16 protein-coding genes and 1 riboswitch are annotated in these 18,564 nt (G+C 69.0%); of the genes, 7 read left to right on the top strand and 9 right to left on the bottom strand.

Translation table 11 applies throughout. The features are described 5' to 3' along the window. Positions 1 to 106 precede the first annotated feature (106 nt). From ABZ904_RS42055 to ABZ904_RS42040, 4 genes are all read right to left on the bottom strand, one after another. Positions 107 to 1,600, bottom strand: a complete 1,494-nt coding sequence (locus tag ABZ904_RS42055) for a glycoside hydrolase family 3 protein (protein ID WP_359395870.1) — start codon at positions 1,598 to 1,600, stop codon at positions 107 to 109. A 9-nt stretch (positions 1,601 to 1,609) separates the two neighbouring features. Continuing rightward, complete coding sequence (locus ABZ904_RS42050) at positions 1,610 to 2,458, bottom strand: carbohydrate ABC transporter permease (protein WP_359395872.1); 849 nt, start codon at positions 2,456 to 2,458, stop codon at positions 1,610 to 1,612. Continuing rightward, complete coding sequence (locus ABZ904_RS42045) at positions 2,455 to 3,441, bottom strand: sugar ABC transporter permease (RefSeq protein WP_361829397.1); 987 nt, start codon at positions 3,439 to 3,441, stop codon at positions 2,455 to 2,457. The genes ABZ904_RS42050 and ABZ904_RS42045 overlap by 4 nt, the downstream gene beginning before the upstream one ends. A 165-nt stretch (positions 3,442 to 3,606) precedes the next feature. Beyond that, the gene (locus ABZ904_RS42040) at positions 3,607 to 4,893 is read right to left on the bottom strand and encodes an extracellular solute-binding protein (protein WP_359395877.1); all 1,287 of its coding nucleotides are present in this window, start codon (positions 4,891 to 4,893) and stop codon (positions 3,607 to 3,609) included. Between the two features lie 424 nt (positions 4,894 to 5,317). Between ABZ904_RS42040 and ABZ904_RS42035 the strand changes: the two genes are divergently transcribed. From ABZ904_RS42035 to ABZ904_RS42010, 6 genes are all read left to right on the top strand, one after another. Beyond that, entirely contained in the window at positions 5,318 to 6,082 is a 765-nt protein-coding gene (locus tag ABZ904_RS42035) for a GntR family transcriptional regulator (protein ID WP_359395879.1), read from the top strand. 360 nt (positions 6,083 to 6,442) lie between these two features. Then, on the top strand, positions 6,443 to 6,709 hold the full coding sequence (locus ABZ904_RS42030; protein ID WP_359395881.1) for a DUF3311 domain-containing protein: 267 nt from the start codon (positions 6,443 to 6,445) through the stop codon (positions 6,707 to 6,709). Beyond that, the gene (gene mctP / locus ABZ904_RS42025) at positions 6,706 to 8,334 is read left to right on the top strand and encodes a monocarboxylate uptake permease MctP (RefSeq protein ID WP_359395883.1); all 1,629 of its coding nucleotides are present in this window, start codon (positions 6,706 to 6,708) and stop codon (positions 8,332 to 8,334) included. Before ABZ904_RS42030 ends, mctP begins: the two co-directional genes overlap by 4 nt. A gap of 73 nt (positions 8,335 to 8,407) precedes the next feature. After that, positions 8,408 to 8,914, top strand: a complete 507-nt coding sequence (locus ABZ904_RS42020) for a GNAT family N-acetyltransferase (RefSeq protein ID WP_359395885.1) — start codon at positions 8,408 to 8,410, stop codon at positions 8,912 to 8,914. Positions 8,915 to 8,991: 77 nt separating this feature from the next. Next, positions 8,992 to 9,082: riboswitch (cobalamin riboswitch) on the top strand. A 143-nt stretch (positions 9,083 to 9,225) separates the two neighbouring features. Further along, the gene (locus ABZ904_RS42015) at positions 9,226 to 11,592 is read left to right on the top strand and encodes a ribonucleoside-diphosphate reductase subunit alpha (RefSeq protein ID WP_361829394.1); all 2,367 of its coding nucleotides are present in this window, start codon (positions 9,226 to 9,228) and stop codon (positions 11,590 to 11,592) included. Between the two features lie 59 nt (positions 11,593 to 11,651). Next, entirely contained in the window at positions 11,652 to 12,659 is a 1,008-nt protein-coding gene (locus ABZ904_RS42010; protein WP_359395890.1) for a ribonucleotide-diphosphate reductase subunit beta, read from the top strand. Here the strand turns inward: ABZ904_RS42010 and ABZ904_RS42005 are convergent. Beyond that, the gene (locus ABZ904_RS42005; RefSeq protein ID WP_361829392.1) at positions 12,572 to 12,814 is read right to left on the bottom strand and encodes a hypothetical protein; all 243 of its coding nucleotides are present in this window, start codon (positions 12,812 to 12,814) and stop codon (positions 12,572 to 12,574) included. The two genes, ABZ904_RS42010 and ABZ904_RS42005, sit on opposite strands and share 88 nt — an antisense overlap. A 93-nt stretch (positions 12,815 to 12,907) precedes the next feature. Here ABZ904_RS42005 and ABZ904_RS42000 point away from each other — a divergent pair, with 93 nt between their 5' ends. Next, positions 12,908 to 13,870, top strand: coding sequence for a helix-turn-helix domain-containing protein (locus tag ABZ904_RS42000; RefSeq protein ID WP_359395893.1), 963 nt, complete (start codon positions 12,908 to 12,910; stop codon positions 13,868 to 13,870). Between the two features lie 15 nt (positions 13,871 to 13,885). On the opposite strand, the gene ABZ904_RS41995 is transcribed toward ABZ904_RS42000, so the two are convergent. The 4 genes from ABZ904_RS41995 to ABZ904_RS41980 form a co-directional block, all read right to left on the bottom strand. Beyond that, the gene (locus tag ABZ904_RS41995) at positions 13,886 to 15,259 is read right to left on the bottom strand and encodes a cytochrome P450 (RefSeq protein WP_361829390.1); all 1,374 of its coding nucleotides are present in this window, start codon (positions 15,257 to 15,259) and stop codon (positions 13,886 to 13,888) included. Beyond that, positions 15,256 to 16,341 (bottom strand): epi-isozizaene synthase, encoded by a 1,086-nt coding sequence (gene cyc1 / locus ABZ904_RS41990; RefSeq protein ID WP_361829388.1) that lies wholly within the window; start codon positions 16,339 to 16,341, stop codon positions 15,256 to 15,258. Before cyc1 ends, ABZ904_RS41995 begins: the two co-directional genes overlap by 4 nt. Before the next feature lie 270 nt (positions 16,342 to 16,611). Beyond that, on the bottom strand, positions 16,612 to 17,262 hold the full coding sequence (gene def / locus ABZ904_RS41985; RefSeq protein ID WP_359395899.1) for a peptide deformylase: 651 nt from the start codon (positions 17,260 to 17,262) through the stop codon (positions 16,612 to 16,614). A 102-nt stretch (positions 17,263 to 17,364) separates the two neighbouring features. Further along, positions 17,365 to 18,372, bottom strand: a complete 1,008-nt coding sequence (locus ABZ904_RS41980) for a hypothetical protein (RefSeq protein WP_359395901.1) — start codon at positions 18,370 to 18,372, stop codon at positions 17,365 to 17,367. Between the last annotated feature and the right edge of the window lie 192 nt (positions 18,373 to 18,564).

Raw genomic sequence — 18,564 nt, 5'->3', positions numbered from 1 at the left:
TGTCTGATTTCGTCGTCCGCAGGGCGCGCACTTCACGTGGCTGCCTACACGTCATCAACCGCATCCACCCGCACGAGGCCCCGGCCGGCCACCTTCGGCACAGCGGCTACGCGCCCGCGAGAACCTCCGCCGCCGCCCGGCCGCACACCCGCGCCGCCCCGTGGGTGGCGATGTGCAGGGCACCGCGGGGAGCGGCCTGAGGGACGCCCATCTCGACCACGATCGTGTCCGGACGTGAACCGAGGAGTGTGTCGAGGGCCCCGGCCATCCAGGGGTGGCGGTGTTCGTCCCGGACCACCGCCACGATCCGCCGGTCCCCGGCGGCCTCCAGGGCCTCCCGCCCCGCTTCCTCCCCCGCGAAGCTTCCGGTCTCGGTGCCCGGAAGCAGTCGGCCCAGTTCCGCGGCCACGCCCCACGGGGTCTCCTCGCCCACCGCGATGTTGGCGACGGGGGTGAGAGCGGCGACGTAGGGAGGCTCGGTGAGCGGGGTGAAGCCCTCCGCGCCGGTCACCGTCAGCGCACGCCGGGCCGCCAGCTGACCGATGTCCGCACGGGCGCCCGGCAGGGCGGCGGCGTCCTTCGCTCCCGGCTGCGCCGTCCAGCGCGCCAGGGCCCGCACGCGGTCCGCAGCCTCGGCGAGCCGCTCCTCGGCCAGTTCTCCCGAGCGCACGGCGGTGACCAGGGCGTCCCGCAGACGCCGTACCGTCTCGTCGTCGGCGAGGCCGCCGCCCACGCAGATGGCGTCCGCGCCGGCCGCGACGGCGAGGACGCTGCCGCGCTCGATGCCGTAGGTCCCCGCGATCGCCCGCATCTCCATGCCGTCGGTGACGATCAGCCCGTCGTAGCCGAGTCCGCCGCGCAGCAGGTCGCTCAGGACGCTCCGGGACAACGTTGCCGGGTGGTCCGGGTCCAGTGCCGGGACCAGGATGTGAGCGCTCATCACCGCGCGGGTGCCGGCGGCGATCGCCGCGCGGAACGGCGCCAGTTCGCGCTCCTGGACCGTGGACGCCTCCGCGTCGATCCGGGGCAGCGCGTGGTGGGAGTCGACCGCCGTGTCGCCGTGACCGGGAAAGTGCTTGGTGCAGGCCGCGACGCCGGCCGACTGGAGTCCGGTGACGTATGCGGCGGTGTGCCGGGCCACCAGTGCGGTGTCGGCGCCGAAGGACCGGACGCCGATCACCGGGTTGGCGGGATTGGAGTTCACGTCGGCGGAGGGCGCCCAGTTGAGGTTGACCCCGCACTCCGCGAGCCGGCGGCCGAGTTCACGGGCCACCTCGCGGGTCAGTTCCACGTCGTCCACCGCGCCGAGGGCGTGGTTGCCCGGGAAGGAGGAACCCGTCCTGACCTCCAGGCGGGTGACATCGCCCCCCTCCTCGTCGATCGCGACGATGACGTCGTCGCGCTCGGCCCGCAACTGGGCCGTCAGGGCGGCAAGTTGTTCCGGTGAGGCGATGTTGCGGCCGAACAGGCCCACGGACGCCAGGCCCTCGCCGATACGGCGCAGCAGCCAGTCGGGGGCCGTGGTGCCGGTGAAGCCGGGCTGGAGGACCGTCAGCGCGTCTCGCGTCAGGGTGTCGGTACCGCTGGCGAATGTCGTCATCGGGTGGCGTTATCCCTTCACGGCGCCCGCGGTGAGGCCCGCGGCCATCTTGCGCTGGACGAGGAGGAAGAGAATGACGATCGGCACCGCCATCATCGTGGAACCGGCCATCATCGGCGCGTACTCGGTGCCGTGCTTGGTGGTGAAGTTGCCGAGCCAGACGGTCGCGGTCTGGTTCTCCTGGCTCATCAGCATCAGGGCGTACAGATACTCGTTCCACGCCTGGATGAAGCCGTAGACCGAGGTGGCGACCAGGCCGGGGGCGAGCAGCGGGAAGACCACGCGCAGGAAGGCTCCGGTGCGCGAGCAGCCGTCCACCATCGCCGCCTCCTCCAGTTCGCGCGGGATGTTGACGACGAACCCGCGCAGCGTCCACACCGTGAACGGGAGGATGAAGGTGAGGTAGGTGATGATCAGACCCGTCAGCTTGTCGTACTGGCCGAGGTCATTGAGGAGCAGGAACACCGGGATGATCATGGACACCGCCGGGACCATCTGGACCGCCAGGATGCCCACGATCACGATCTTCCGGCCGCGGAAGGCGAAGCGGGAGATGGCGAGCGCGGCCAGCATGCCGACGACGATGCCGATGGCGACGACGGACAGCGACACGATCAGGCTGCGGCCGACCGGCCCCCAGAAGTCGGCGATGTCCAGCGCCCGGCGGAAGTTGGCCAGGGTGACACCCGTGGGCAGCAGACTGGGATCCGGGTCGATGGCGTCCTTGGCCGGTTTGAAGGCCGTGTCGACCATCCAGTAGACGGGGAAGCCCGCGGTGACGAAGACGAGCAGACCGAGAAGGTTCCAGCCGAGCCGGGACGTCGGGCGGCGGCGCCCTCCGGTCGCGATGGCGCTCATTCGACCTCTCCGATCTTCAGCATCTGACGCATGTACACGGCGACCACACCGAGCAGCAGCAGCACCGTCAGCAGGGCGATCGCCGATCCCTGCGCGTAGTCGTTGACCACGAACGCGCGGTCGTAGGAATAGGTCTGGAGCAACTGGAACTCCGGCTCCGGATGGCCGTTGCGCATCACGAAGACCTGCGGGAAGACGCCCATGTCCCAGATCACCGAGAGGGTCGTGAGCATCACGATGATCGGCTTGAGGATCGGCAGGGTGACATGGCGGAAGACACCCCACCCGGTCGCACCGTCCAGACGGGCCGCTTCCACCAGCTCCTTGGGCACCTGGGTCAGGCCGGCGGAGAGCGTGATGACGACGAACGGCACCGCGCCCCACACCACGAGGAGCATGATCACGGCAAGGCCCTGCGGCCCGCTCGCGAACCAGTTGTGCCCGATCAGCTCCACTCCGGGCAGCTTGCTCAGCAGCGCGTTGAGGATGCCGTAGTCCGAGTCGAAGAGCCACTTGAAGACCGTGGTGGCGACGATGATCGGCATGCCCCAGCTGGCCACCAGCACAATGTTGACCATCGTCTTCACCCAGCCGGAGACCCGCTGGAGCAGCAGCGCGATCAGCATGCCGAGGACCATGGTGAAGATCACCGAGCCGGCGGCGAACACGATCGTGCGCACCACCACCGCCCAGAACTCGCTGTCGCCGAGCACCTGGGAGAAGTTGGCGAAGCCCACCGACTCGGCGGGCTGGAAGCCCCACAGCTGCGACTGGCCGAACTTCTGGAAGGAGAGGGTCACCAGGCGGACCAGCGGATACCCCATCACCAGGGCGAGGATCAGCAGACAGGGGGCGAGCAGCGCCCAGGGGGTGGCGGTCCCGCGCGGCGTCCGCTGTCCGCGTGGTTTCGCCGGGATGCCCGGTGGCGGCGCCGGCCGCGGCGGCGGCACCTTGGCGTGGGTGGTCGTGTCTGCGGCACTCATCGCGCGCTCCTTGAGGGTCCCTCAGGTCGTACAAGGGCGAAGCCCCGCACGGTCGTACGAAGGCGGAACACCGCACGCCCGCACGGGGGATGCCGCCGTGCGGTCGTGCGAGAAGCAGGGCCCCGCCCCGCCTACCCCCGGGGGTCACGGGGCCCTGCGCTCAGGTCACTTGGTGTTGATGACCTTGTCGATCGCGGCGTCCGCGTCCTTCGCGGCGGCCTCGACCGACTGCTTGCCGGTGCCGATGTTCTGCAGCATGGTCTGCAGGATCTGCGCCTTCTCGACCTGGCCCCAGCCCGGCGCCATCGGGACGAACCAGTTGGACTCGGCCGCGGTGGCCGGGACCGCCGTCGCCGGGTCGTTCTTCAGCGTGGCGAGGTCGGTCTTGTTGTTGGGCAGGTTGCCCTTGGCCATCAGGCCCTTCTGGCCCTCGGAGCCGGTGAACGCGTTGATCCACTCGGCGGCCACCGACTGAGCCTTGGACTTCACCGGGATCGCGAGATCCGAGCCGCCGAGGAACACCGGGATGTTCTTGCCGGACGGGCCGGGCATCACGAAGTTCTCGAGGTTGTCCTTCAGCTTGCCGGTCTTGTCGTTCTTCGGGTCGGCCGCGGTAGCGCCCTCCCAGGCGGCACCGAAGATCATGGCGGACTTGCCCTGGCCGTAGACGATGTAACGGTCGGACTCGTCCTTGGTCTTGTCGCCGTGCATGTACTTGTCGAGGATCGTCTTGAACTCGTCGAGGCCCTTGAGGGACTCCGGCGAGGAGAGGTTGGCCTTCCACTGGCCGCCCTCCTCCTTGGCGATCGAGCCGCCCGCGTCGTAGACGAAGGACATCGCCGCGTACCAGTCGCGCGTCGGCTGGTACCAGGCGTTGAACTTGGCGCCCTCCTTCTTCTGGATCTTGTCCAGGTCGGCGGTCAGCTCCTGGTACGTCGTCGGCGGCGTCTTGACGCCGACCGAGGCGGCGACGTCCTTGCGCCAGTTGGCGACCCGGCCGCCGGCGTAGTAGGGCACGCCGTACGTCTTGCCCTCGTAGGTCACCGAGGCCTTCAGGCCGTCCAGCCACTGGCCGGAGTTGTCGAACGTGGAGGGCTCGACGGGGGCGAAGGCGCCCTTGACCATGTAGCCGAGCATCTCGGTGTTGCCCATCTCGACCACGTCGGGGGCCTTGTCGGTGGCGAGGACCGCGTCGAGCTTGGTGTTCTTGTCCGGCCAGCCGTAGTACTCGTGCTTGATCTTGAGGCCGGGGTGCTTCTTGACCACCGCGTCGTCGGCGGCCTTCACCAGCGCGGGCCAGTTGTTCTGAGCGTCGACCGTGAGCCAGACGGTGAGCTCCTTGGCGTCCGCCCCCTTGTCCGAGCCTCCGGACTTGCTGCCACCGTCCCCGCACGCCGCGATGGAGACCATCATGCCCGCGATTCCGATCGCGGCTATCAGCTTGCGCTTCACGCCATCCTCCTCAGGGATGCCACCAACCCCCCTTGTCCCCGCGGCGACTGACGACGAGTACCGCTCGTGGGGCCGGGACCTGGACCAATGGTGTAGACCAGTGCGGGAAGCTTGGCCCAGACCAATAGGTGTGTCAAGGGAGTTCACGGCCCTCAGGGGCTCCGTTATGGGACCTACATATGCAACGACCTTTAAGTAGGAACCCAGCGAAATCGGGTAGACCACTTCCGCCCCACCCCACTGGACCACTTGGATTTGGTGGACTAGACCAGAGGGGGACCCGACGGTATACAGAGGGGATCCCCGGCCGCAGGACGGGGATCACGGAGCGTGCGGGGAATCCCCCCGTCAGGCCGTGCCACGATGGTGACCCGTGACCGGCAGCTGCCGGTCGCTTCGGCATCCGGAGCCGGGAAGGCAGAGCATGAGCGCCGACGTCAGCAGTGCGGAGAACGAGGGCGGGGCGACCGTCCGCACCGCGCGCGTGCCCAAGTACTACCGCTTGAAGAAGCATCTGCTCGACATGACGGAGACGCTGCCACCCGGTACTCCCGTGCCCCCCGAGCGCACCCTGGCCGCGGAGTTCGACACCTCGCGCACGACCGTGCGCCAGGCCCTGCAGGAGCTGGTCGTCGAGGGGCGGCTCGAGCGCATCCAGGGCAAGGGCACGTTCGTCGCCAAGCCCAAGGTCTCGCAGGCACTGCAACTCACCTCCTACACCGAGGACATGCGCGCCCAGGGCCTCGAACCGACCTCGCAGCTGCTGGACATCGGCTACATCACCGCCGACGACTCCCTCGCCGGGCTGCTCGACATCTCGGCCGGCGGCCGGGTGCTGCGCATCGAACGGCTGCGGCTGGCGAGCGGCGAACCGATGGCGATCGAGACCACGCATCTGTCCGCGAAGCGCTTCCCGGCGCTGCGCCGGTCACTGGTGAAGTACACCTCCCTCTACACCGCGCTCGCGGAGGTGTACGACGTCCACCTCGCCGAGGCCGAGGAGACCATCGAGACGTCGCTGGCGACGCCGCGCGAGGCCGGCCTGCTCGGCACCGACGTGGGCCTGCCGATGCTGATGCTCTCCCGCCACTCGCTTGACCGGGACGGAAACCCGGTGGAGTGGGTGCGGTCGGTCTACCGGGGAGACCGGTACAAGTTCGTCGCGCGGCTCAAGCGGCCGCAGGAATAAGTCGCCCTGGGCCGTGCGCGCGGTGTGGCGCGACCGCTCCTCCTGCTCTACGGTCCTTGCGTCGTCGCATGGACGGGAGGCACCCCCGTGCGTACCGCGCCCGCTCGGTCCTGGCCGCCCTCGCCGTCCGGACCCCCACCGCACTCGCCGCCGTCACCGGCTCGACGGTCCGGTCGTGTCCTCGCCGTCGGGACGCACCGCCCGCTCCGGCCCGTCCGGATCACCGCGGGGTGGCCTTCGCCGGGGCGGTGCGGAAACGGCGGGATACCGATATACGAACTAGGGCTTCCGCTTCCGTGACGCGTCACCTACATTGCCTGCGCATTACATCGGTGATCAGTGAGGGGACGGAGCCGCTAGATGTCCGATCGGTCCGATTCGACCAGAGCGCCGGTGGTGACGCCTCTACGCGTCGTCATCGCGCTGTGCCTTGTAGCACCCTTCGTAGCGATGCTGTGGGTCGGCTCCTATGCCAAGACCGACCCGGCGTTCATCGGCATCCCGTTCTTCTACTGGTACCAGATGCTGTGGGTGCTGATCTCCACGGCGCTGACGATGACCGCCTACCAGCTGTGGCAGCGCGACCAGCGCGGCCGTGCCGACCGGAAGGGAGGTGCGGCGGAATGAAGGACGGCGTGAACGGCGTCGCACTCGGCGTCTTCATCTTCTTCTTCCTGGCCGTCACCGTCGTGGGTTTCCTGGCGGCGCGCTGGCGCAGGGCGGACAACGAGCACAGCCTCGACGAGTGGGGACTCGGCGGCCGGTCGTTCGGTACCTGGATCACCTGGTTCCTGCTCGGCGGCGACCTGTACACCGCCTACACCTTCGTCGCCGTCCCGGCGGCGATCTACGCGGCCGGCGCCGCGGGCTTCTTCGCGGTGCCGTACACGATCATCGTCTACCCGCTGATCTTCACCTTCCTGCCCCGGCTGTGGTCGGTGTCCCACCGGCACGGATACGTGACGACCTCGGACTTCGTCCGCGGCCGCTTCGGCTCGAAGGGCCTGTCGCTCGCGGTGGCCGTCACCGGCATCCTGGCGACGATGCCGTACATCGCGCTCCAGCTGGTCGGCATCCAGGCCGTACTGGACGTGATGGGTGTGGGCGGCGGCGACAACACGAACTGGTTCGTGAAGGACCTGCCGCTGCTGATCGCCTTCGGCGTCCTGGCGGCGTACACCTACTCCTCGGGCCTCAGGGCGCCCGCCCTGATCGCGTTCGTGAAGGACACCCTGATCTACATCGTCATCGCGGTGGCGATCATCTACATCCCGATCAAGCTGGGCGGCTTCGACGACATCTTCGCGAAGGCGGGCCATGCGTTCGCGCAGACGAACCCGGCGACGGGCAAGCCGCGCGGTGCGCTCGCGCCGCCGGAGGCGGGCCAGTGGACGTACGCGACGCTCGCGCTGGGCTCGGCGATGGCGCTGTTCATGTATCCGCACTCGATCACGGCGACGCTCTCCTCGCGCAGCCGTGAGGTGATCCGCCGCAACACCACGATCCTGCCGCTGTACTCGCTGATGCTGGGCCTGCTGGCGCTGCTCGGCTTCATGGCGATCGCGGCCGGGATCAAGGTGCAGAACGGGCAGCTGGCGATCCCGCAGCTGTTCGAGAACATGTTCCCGGACTGGTTCGCGGGCGTGGCGTTCGCGGCCATCGGCATCGGTGCGCTCGTCCCGGCGGCCATCATGTCCATCGCCGCCGCCAACCTGTTCACGCGCAACATCTACAAGGACTTCATCAAGCCGGACGCGACACCGAAGGAGGAGACCAGGGTCTCCAAGATCGTGTCGCTGCTGGTGAAGGTGGGCGCCCTGGTCTTCGTCCTGACCATGGACAAGACGGTGGCGATCAACTTCCAGCTGCTCGGCGGCATCTGGATCCTGCAGACCTTCCCGGCCATGGTCGGCGGTCTGTTCACGCGCTGGTTCCACCGCTGGGCGCTCCTCGCGGGCTGGGCGGTCGGCATGGTCTACGGCACGCTCGCGGCCTACGGCGTCGCCTCCCCGACCCAGAAGCACTTCGGCGGCTCCGCGAAGGAGATCCCGGGCTTCGGTGAGATCGGCTACATCGGTCTGACGGCCTTCGTGATGAACATCGTCGTCACGGTGGTCCTGACCCTCGTCCTGAAGGCCGTGAAGGCCCCGGCGGGCGTCGACGAGACGAAGCCGGACGACTACACGGCGGACGCCGGCGACCCCGGGGTGGAGGTGGAGCTGCCGCCGGCGACGGCCGGCGCATCCCACTAGGGACTGGCGCTCCACGGGCCGCTGGAGAAAATCCGGCGGCCCGTTGCCGTACCCGTCCGGCACACTCGGCCGCATGGACTTCGTGATCCGGCAGGCGGCCCCCGACGAGTACGGCACCCTCGGCGACATCACCGCCCAGGCCTATCTCCAGGACGGGCTCCTCGACTTCGGGGAGAGCGACGAGTACCTGGGCGAGCTGAGAGACGTCGGCAAGCGAGCCGCGGCCGCCGACGTGCTGGTCGCGGCCCGGGACGGCAGTGTGCTCGGCGGCGTGACCTTCGTCCCGTCCGGCGGCCTCATGGCCGACATCGCGGGTCCCGGCGAAGCCGAGATCCGCATGCTGGCGGTCGCGCACGACGCCCGCGGCCGGGGCGTCGGCGAGGCCCTGGTCCGCGCCTGCGTCGACCACGCCCGGGCCACGGAGGACTGCGTGCGCGTCGTCCTGTCGACCCAGCGCAGCATGCGCTCCGCCCACCGGATCTACGAACGGCTGGGCTTCGTCCGCACCCCCGGCCGCGACTGGAATCCCCTGCCGCAGCTGGACGACATCACTCTCCTCACCTACGAGTTGACACTGTGACATCGGCGCGGCACAACATCTGGGGGTAGCACCGAAACCCGGCACAAGATGTATGCTCATGCTCGCTGTCGCCGCAGGGGAATCCGGTGCGAATCCGGAACTGTCCCGCAACGGTGTACTTATGCGTGTTCGCGCCTGCGTGCACGCACGAGCGTCAGTCCGAGGACCTGCCGACAGTGCGCCCGGCCGTCCGGCCCGGGCGCCAGACGTCCGGGCCTCGTGGAATGGGCCGGTGGACGCGACGCCGTGCGCGCTCGTGAGCTGCCCCCTGCCCTCCTCAAGGCCCCGTGCCGAGCGAGGGAGAGCCACACGTGACCATCGCGCCAGCCGATCCGGCTTCAGTGATCCCGGTCCAGACCGACGGAACCGACGGTCCCGGGGCCACGCTGCTGCGGACCCTGACCGAGCTGACCGCCGACCTCCCCGACGCCGACCCCGGACGGGTCGCCGCCGCCGCGCTGCGCGGCCGGTCCGCGCAGGCCGACGACGCGGAGTTGCGCGAGCTGGCCACCGAAGCGGCCGCCGGCCTGATCTCGGAGGACCCCGCCTACTCGAAGCTGGCCGCCCGTCTGCTGACGATCGGCATCCGGGCCGAGGCCGCCTCGCAGGGCGTCACGTCCTTCACCCGGTCCGTCGCCGTCGGCCACCGGGAGGGCCTGATCGCCGACCGGACCGCCGCGTTCGTACGCCTGCACGCCGACCGTCTCGACGCCCTCGTCGACCGGGCCGCCGACGACCGCTTCGGCTACTTCGGGCTGCGCACGCTGCACAGCCGCTACCTGCTGCGGCACCCGATCACCCGCAAGGTCATCGAGACACCTCAGCACTTCATGCTGCGGGTGGCCGCCGGGCTCGCGGAGGACGACACCGTGCGGGCGGTCGACGAAGTGGCGGCTCTCTACGGGCTCATGAGCCGCCTGGACTACCTGCCCTCCTCCCCCACGCTCTTCAACTCGGGCACGCGGCACCCGCAGATGTCGTCCTGCTACCTCCTCGACTCCCCGAAGGACGAGCTGGACTCCCTCTACGACCGCTACCACCAGGTCGCCCGCCTCTCCAAGCACGCCGGGGGCATCGGTCTTTCGTACTCCCGCATCCGTTCCCGCGGCTCCCTCATCCGCGGCACGAACGGGCACTCCAACGGCATCGTCCCGTTCCTGAAGACCCTCGACGCCTCGGTCGCCGCGGTGAACCAGGGCGGCCGCCGCAAGGGAGCGGCCGCCGTCTACCTGGAGACCTGGCACTCGGACATCGAGGAGTTCCTGGAGCTGCGCGACAACACCGGCGAGGACGCCCGCCGGACCCACAACCTGAACCTCGCGCACTGGGTCCCGGACGAGTTCATGCGCCGCGTCGACGCGGACGGACAGTGGTCCCTGTTCTCCCCGTCCGACGTGCCCGAACTGGTCGACCTGTGGGGCGAGGAGTTCGACGCCGCCTACCGCAAGGCCGAGGCGGCGGGCCTGGCGAAGAAGACGATGCCCGCCCGTGACCTGTACGGCCGGATGATGCGCACCCTCGCGCAGACCGGCAACGGCTGGATGACCTTCAAGGACGCGGCCAACCGCACCGCCAACCAGACGGCCGAGCCGGGCCACGTCATCCACTCCTCCAACCTCTGCACGGAGATCCTGGAGGTCACGGACGACGGGGAGACGGCGGTCTGCAACCTGGGGTCGGTCAACCTGGGCGCCTTCGTCACCGGAGACGACATCGACTGGGAGCGGCTGGACGAGACGGTCCGCACCGCCGTCACCTTCCTCGACCGTGTCGTCGACATCAACTTCTACCCGACGGAGCAGGCCGGCCGTTCCAACGCCAAGTGGCGTCCCGTCGGCCTCGGTGTGATGGGTCTTCAGGACGTCTTCTTCCGGCTGCGTCTGCCCTTCGACTCCGCCGAGGCGAAGGGCCTGTCCACCAGGATCGCCGAGCGCATCATGCTCGCCGCCTACGAGGCCTCCGCCGACCTCGCCGAGCGCAACGGGCCTCTTCCCGCGTGGGAGAAGACCCGCACCGCCCGGGGTGTGCTGCACCCGGACCACTACGACGTGGAGCGCGCCTGGCCGGAGCGCTGGACGGCACTGCGCGAGCGGATCGCCGCCGTCGGCATGCGCAACTCGCTGCTCCTGGCGATCGCCCCGACCGCCACCATCGCCTCCATCGCGGGCGTCTACGAGTGCATCGAGCCGCAGGTCTCCAACCTGTTCAAGCGCGAGACGCTGTCCGGCGAGTTCCTCCAGGTCAACTCGTACCTGGTGCAGGACCTCAAGGAGCTCGGCGTCTGGGACGCCCGCACCCGGGAGGCGCTGCGCGACTCGAGCGGCTCGGTGCGGGACTTCCGCTGGATCCCCGAGGAGGTACGCCGGCTGTACCGCACGGCGTGGGAGATCCCGCAGCGCGGTCTGATCGACATGGCCGCCGCGCGGACCCCGTTCCTGGACCAGGCGCAGTCCCTGAACCTCTTCATGGAGACGCCGACGATCGGCAAGCTCTCCTCGATGTACGCCTACGCCTGGAAGCAGGGCCTGAAGACGACGTACTACCTGCGCTCCCGCCCGGCGACCCGGATCGCCCGTGCCGCCCAGGCGCAGCCGGCCCTTCCCGTCCAGCAGGTCGCCGACCCCGACGCCGTCGCCTGCTCCCTCGAGAACCCCGAGTCCTGCGAGGCCTGCCAGTAGTTCCCGCCCCGCCACCCGATCACCACCCCTGGAGGACGGCGCCACGCGCGCCCACTGCCATGACTGACCAGAACCTGCTGGACCCCGGCTTCGAACTGACCCTGCGCCCCATGCGCTACCCGGACTTCTACGAGCGCTACCGGGACGCCATCAAGAACACCTGGACCGTGGAGGAGGTGGACCTCCACTCGGACGTGGCCGACCTCGCCAAGCTCTCGCCGGGCGAGCAGCACATGATCGGCCGTCTGGTGGCCTTCTTCGCCACGGGCGACTCGATCGTGGCGAACAACCTCGTGCTGACGCTGTACAAGCACATCAACTCCCCCGAGGCGCGCCTGTATCTGTCGCGCCAGCTGTTCGAGGAGGCCGTGCACGTCCAGTTCTATCTGACGCTGCTCGACACCTACCTGCCCGATCCGGAGGACCGTGCCGCGGCCTTCGCGGCCGTCGAGAACATCCCCTCCATCCGGGAGAAGGCCGAGTTCTGCTTCACGTGGATGGACTCGGTGGAGCGGATCGACCGGCTCGAGACGAAGTCCGACCGGCGCCGCTTCCTGCTCAACCTCATCTGCTTCGCCGCGTGCATCGAGGGCCTCTTCTTCTACGGCGCCTTCGCGTATGTCTACTGGTTCCGCAGCCGGGGCCTGCTGCACGGTCTGGCCACCGGCACCAACTGGGTGTTCCGGGACGAGACGATGCACATGAGCTTCGCCTTCGACGTGGTCGACACCGTGCGCAAGGAGGAGCCGGACCTCTTCGACGACGAGCTCCAGGAGCAGGTCACCGCCATGCTGAGGGAAGCCGTCGCGGCCGAGTTGCAGTTCGCGCGCGACCTGTGCGGTGACGGCCTCCCCGGCATGAACACCGACTCCATGCGGCAGTACCTGGAGTGCGTCGCCGACCAGCGCCTCACGCGCCTCGGCTTCGCCCCGGTGTACGGCTCCGAGAACCCCTTCTCCTTCATGGAGTTGCAGGGTGTTCAGGAGCTGACCAACTTCTTCGAGCGGCGTCCCTCGGCGTACCAGGTGGCGGTGGAGGGCACCGTCGACCTGGACGAGGACTTCTGAGCCGCCTCTTTCTCCCATGCCTCCTGGGCCTTCCGGATCCGTCGGTCGACGCGCCGCTCGTGCGCGATGCCGATCAGTGACGGGAGGACCAGGAGGACGAGGATCCCCACGACGGTGAGCATTCCGATCAGGGCCTGTGCCTGTGCCGTATTCATGGACACCACTGTCGCGCCGAATGCCCCTTACCGTCAGTGGCAGGACTGCCGTACACCCTCGAATTGCTGCCACTTCCGAGGCACACTGATGGCATGCTGCATAACGTGGCCGCCGTCCTCCTCGACGGTGTGCATCCCTTCGAACTCGGCGTCGTGTGCGAGGTGTTCGGCATCGACCGCAGCGACGAGGGCCTACCGGTCTACGACTTCGCGGTCGCCTCGGCCGAGGGACACTCGCTCGGCACCCACTGCGGATTCACCGTGTCCACGCCGCACGGCCTGGAGCGGCTCGAGGAAGCCGACCTCATCGCCGTGCCGGCCGGGGACACCTATGCGGACCGCACGTATCCGCCCGAACTGCTCGACGCGCTGCGCCGGGCCGCCGAGCGCGGTGCCAGGGTGCTCAGCGTCTGCTCCGGCGTCTTCGTGCTGGGGGCCGCCGGACTGCTGGACGGGCGGCGCTGCGCCGTGCACTGGCGGCACGCCGACGCCCTCGCCCGGCGCTTCCCCCGGGCCGTCGTCGAGCCGGACGTGCTCTACGTCGACGAGGACCCGGTGATCACCTCGGCCGGCACCGCCGCCGGCATCGACGCCTGCCTGCACATCGTGCGCAAGGAGCAGGGCCCGGAGGTCGCCAACAAGATCGCCCGCCGGATGGTGGTGCCGCCGCACCGCGACGGAGGCCAGGCCCAGTACATCGAAAGGCCTCTGCCGCGGTCGCAGTGCGACACGGTCGCCGAGGTGCTCGTGTGGATGGAGCGGCACCTGGACCAGGAGGTGACCGTGGAACAGCTCGCGGCCCGCGCCCATATGTCCCCGCGTACCTTCGCCCGCCGTTTCCAGCAGGAGACCGGCACCACCCCGTACCGCTGGATCCTGCGTCAACGTGTGCTGCTGGCACAGGAGTTGCTGGAGCGGACCGACGAGACGATGGACACGATCGCCGATCGCACCGGCTTCGGCACGGCGGCGGCGCTGCGGCATCAGTTCGTCCGGGCGCTCGACACGACGCCCCATGCCTACCGGCGCACGTTCAGGGGCCCACAGGCCGCCTGAACGTGCGCCGGACCATCACCTGGGCAGGGCCCTCAGCAGGAGCCGGCGCGGGCGGAGTGTGATGCCGATCCGCGGCCTCGGGTCGGACCCGGGCGCCTCCTCGAAACGGTAGGCGGAGGCCACCGCGGCCGTGATCAGGGTGAGCTCGGCCATCGAGAAGTGGTCCCCGGGGCACTTGCGGTTGCCGACCCCGAAGGGGGTCATGGCGTGCTTCGGCACGCTCTTGGCACGCTCCGGGAGCCAGCGGTCGGGGTCGAACTCCGCGACCCGCTCGTAGGACCGCCCGTCGTGCTGGATCGCGTACGGACTGTAGACGACGTCGGCTCCGGCCGGAATGCGATACCCGCCGAGCTGGGTGTCGGCCACCGCCCGCCGGGTCAATATCCATACGGCGGGACGCAAACGCATTGTCTCGACGATGACATTCGCGGTGTAGGGCAGCTGCCGTACGTCCTCGAATGCGACCGGCCGGTCACCCGTCACGGTCTTCACCTCGTCGCGGATCTTGTCCGCTTGATCCGGGTGGTCCGTGAGGACTTGCAGGAGCGACATGACCATGGATCCCACTGTTTCGCTGCCGGCCGTGACGATGGCAACGACCTGGTCATGGATCTCCTGTTCCCCAATGGGCTCGCCGTTGTGGTCCTTCGCCTCCAGCAAAGCCATCAGCAAATCGTTCGGCTTTTGACCGGATGCGCGGCGGGCGGCGATGATCTCGTCGACCAGGAGATGCAAATCGGCCAGCGCCCGGTTGAATTCGCGATTGGCCGGAAGGGGCAGGCGGTACAGCGGCCCGAGCGGTATGACCATGCGCTGGTACATGCCGCTGAAGAGCGCGGCGAGCGCGGTGCAGATGCGGTCGGCCCGCTCGTCCATGTAGCTGCCGCGCATCAGACAGCGTGCGATCACCCGCACCGCCACACGGAACGACTCGGTCGTGACGTCCACGGTCCGGCCGGACCTCCAGCGCTCCACGAGCGCCTGCGCCTCCTCCGCCATGACCGGCCCGTAGCCCGGGATGGACTCCAGCCGGAAGGCGGGCTGGATCGCCCGCCGCTGGCGCTGGTGCAGCGGCCCGTTACTGGTGGCCACACCCTCCTTGCCGAGGAGGCCCTCGAGGGACTCCCACAGCGGACCGCCTATCTGGAAGTCGGTGCTCAGCGCGAGGGCTCCGGCAAGCGCGGGGGTGGTGATCGCGTACACCGCCTTCGGACCGAGCTTCAACCGTACGACGTCGCCGTCGTCCCGCAGCCGGCCGAGGAGGCCCAGCGGGTCACGGAAGAGCTTCCAGCCATGTCCGAGGAACGGGACACCGCCCGCGGCAAGGGGCGGAACGCGTGGTGGCGTCGCCGCCTCGGGGGCCTCCGAACCGATTGATTCGAGGGTCATTTCTCACCTGCCGCTTCGTTGTCGACATACGGGGGTGTGGAGCGGTCGTCCCAGTTGTCGACCATGTAGCGACCGGACTCATGGTGGAACCAGTACACGGTGCTGAACCAGTTCCGCATGTTTACGACGATCGCTTTCACGGCGGCGCTCAGTTCCTTTCCTCGCGCGGTACCGTCCGCGAGCGAGTCGGCGAGCCACAGCGCCTCCTTTTCAGCGGCAAGGAACTCCGATACGCATTCCTCGACCCGCCGCCTTACTTCCCTGATGGCCTCTTCGAGCGTCATCCCCTCGTGGTGAATGAGACTGATTCCGAGATTGTGGACCTCGTCCCCCGCGATTTCCTTGGGGAGCGAGCACAGATCGTTGTACCAGGCTGCGAATTCCTGGCTCAGCAGCGCCGCCCGCCGGTAAGCGGGGTGTTTCCGCACGGCGTCGGGCAGTTCACAGCCCGCGCTCGGCTCCAGCAGATCGGTCCAGATCCAGTGCGCGAAGGTGAGCCGCCGGAGCTCGAGATAGCCCTCGACCGTCGGGACCGTCCCGGTGGTGCGGTTGCGGTACTCCCGGTCGTACGCCTCGATCACCGCGCGGAAGTGCCGGGCGAAGCGCGCGTTCCACCTGTCGCCGAGGAACGAGTACAGCCGCACCACGCTGTCCGCGAACCCCGCCACCAGGGGATCCGGGTGATGCAGGTGGTCCTCGGGGGAGTCCAGAGCCGCATGGAGCTGGGACCTCAGCCGCCGCCAGGCGGCGGGCCGCCGGTGGACGATGTCACGGTCGTGACGGTCGTCCCAGACGAAGAACCAGGCGCTGTAGTCCGCGATCGCCTGCAGGACCCGGTCGGGGGCACCGAGGTAGTAACCCGCCATGAGGTCCGTGTAGCACAGTCCGTCGGCATATTCCTCGACCTTGTCCGCCGGCATGAGCCGCTTTTCCAGCAGCCAGGTACGTGTCTTCTCCTGCAGGCGGGGCCAATACGGGTGCAGTCGACGCGGAAACGCGGCCTCGATGACCGGCATGGAGAGTGCCGGTGGAACCGCGACCACGGTCGTTGTCGATGAAGTGCTGTGTGGGAAAGCTGGCACGAACAAACCCCTCTCAGCCGCCGGTGGCGCGACACCCCTTCCGCTGTGCCGGGCGCGCGCCGTTGCGTATCCCCGCGCTTTCCATTCAGCACTACAACTGACCGATCTGGGAACGGATTTGCTTCAACGAACGCCCCATCACGCCGAGAACATGCCTTGCGTGACTGAATATGGGTTAATTCATACGCACAAGGGATCGAATGTCCGACGCACACATGAACGACGCCCGGCCGGAAGGGATCTCCGGCCGGGCGTCGTCGGCAAGGGCTTTCAGTCGTTGGCCACCACGGGGTAGCGAGGCTCGTTCTCGGCCATCTGCCGCAGGGCGTCCTTGCGCTCGCGCTTGGAGAGCCGGTCGATGTAGAGGTACCCGTACAGGTGATCCGTCTCGTGCTGCAAACACCGGGCGAAGTACCCGGTGCCGCGCACCTTGATCGGGTTGCCCTTCTCGTCCTGCCCGGTCACCTCGGCGTAGTCGGGGCGGGCGAGCGGTGCGTACGCGGTCGGGACGGAGAGGCAGCCCTCGTTGCTGTCGTCCAGCCGACGCTTGTCGGCGGGCAGGTCGACGACCTTCGGGTTGCAGACCACACCGACGTGCCGTAGGCCCTCGTCGTCCTGGCAGTCGTAGACGAAGACCTTCAGGTCGACGCCGATCTGGTTGGCGGCCAGGCCCACGCCCTCGGCGGTGCGCTGGCTGGCGAACATGTCCGCGACCAGCTGCTGCAGTTCATCGCCGAACTCGGTGACGTCCTTGCACTCCTTGTGCAGCACCGGGTTGCCGACGACCGTGATCGGCCGCGAGGTGCCGCGCTCGCGCCAGGCGGCCTCACGCTGCTCGGTGTCCTCCGTGTCGATGACGAATCCCTCGTCGTCCACGGGGAGAACGCCCGTGTGCTGCTGATCGGTGTCCTGCTGCGCCATGACCGACGTATGCCTTCCTGCAACCTGTGAGAAAACCTGCGGGTACAGCCTACGTGGCGCGGCCGGATGCCCTCCCCATGAACCGTGGGCCCGGATACCGCCTCAGCAGACCTCTTCGAGGTCCCGCCAGTCCCGGCTGTCCGGACTGTCCGCGACCCACCCCTCGAGCAGTCCGCGCACCAGCGAGGCGGGCGCCGCGATACCGCACTCGCGCTCCGGCACCCACAGCTGCCCGGCCGTGCGGTGCCCCAGCGGTCCCGGGTGCCCCGGCTCGCTGCGGTCGTGCGGGTCGAGATGCTCGCCGTCGCCCTCGTCCGCCGGCATCCGGGACTCGGAGCACATACGGCACAGCAGCCGCACGGACGACGACCAGTCCTCCGCGGCGAACCCGGCGTCGGCCGCCAGCTGCTCCAGCGCGTCCCGGTCCTCCTCCGTCGCGGCCTCAAGCAGGACCACCCAGGTGGGCACAGGGGAGGGCGCCCACAGCTCGATCTCGTCGAAGACGGGGTAGGCGTGCCCGACCGCCGTCGTGCGCTCGCCGTGCGGGACGCCGTCGTGCAGCACGACCTCACCCCAGCGGCGCCCGGAGGACGGCAGCGGGATGGAGAGCACCTCGATGCGGGCGGGGTCCAGCCTGCGCCCCCACACGACCTCGGCCTCCCCCTCGGGCGACAGCCGTACGGCGGCGCTGCCCAGCTCCATCCCGGTGGGCTCGTCGGAGCCGACGGCTCCCAGCCCTGCCTTCGGCCAGGTGGGGCCCCCGGGCACCCTGAGGCCGTACGCCTGCCAGGCGCGGCGGGCCAGCGGCCAGTCCTGCAAGGCTGTGGCCGCGATGCCGACGTTCCACCAGTCGGGCGCCCCGGTGTCCTTCTCGAGCAGGGCCACGGCGCGCAGTCCCGCGGTGCGGGCCTGCTCCCAGTCGTGCCGGAACTTGTGGAGCAGGGCGAGATTGAACCAGGACTCCGACAGCCAGGGCTCCATGTCCGCGGCACGGGTCAGCAGCGCTCCCGCGTCCTCGTACCGGCCGTCGCCGATCAGCGTGAACGCGCGGTCGGTGGCCTGCCGCCAGGAGGCGGAGGGCCGGTGCCGTCCCTTCCCGAAGATCCTCACGATTCCCGCCTGCCAGTCCCTTGCGATTCCCGCCTGCCGGTTTCTCGCCGTTCGCGGGGGCCACGGACCGAGCTGTGCCCCCGAACACCCTCTTCTCGCATCCAACCACGTACGGCCGGACGGGCGCTCATTACCCATGGGTTACCCCGCAGTCGCCGAGGTCAGACCGGCCGCGCAAGCTCCACCGCCGCC

The sequence above is a fragment of the Streptomyces sp. NPDC046900 genome (assembly GCF_040644975.1).
Classification (GTDB): domain Bacteria; phylum Actinomycetota; class Actinomycetes; order Streptomycetales; family Streptomycetaceae; genus Streptomyces.
The sequence above is the reverse complement of the archived record's forward strand: the minus strand, read 5'-3'. Positions and strand labels throughout refer to the sequence as shown.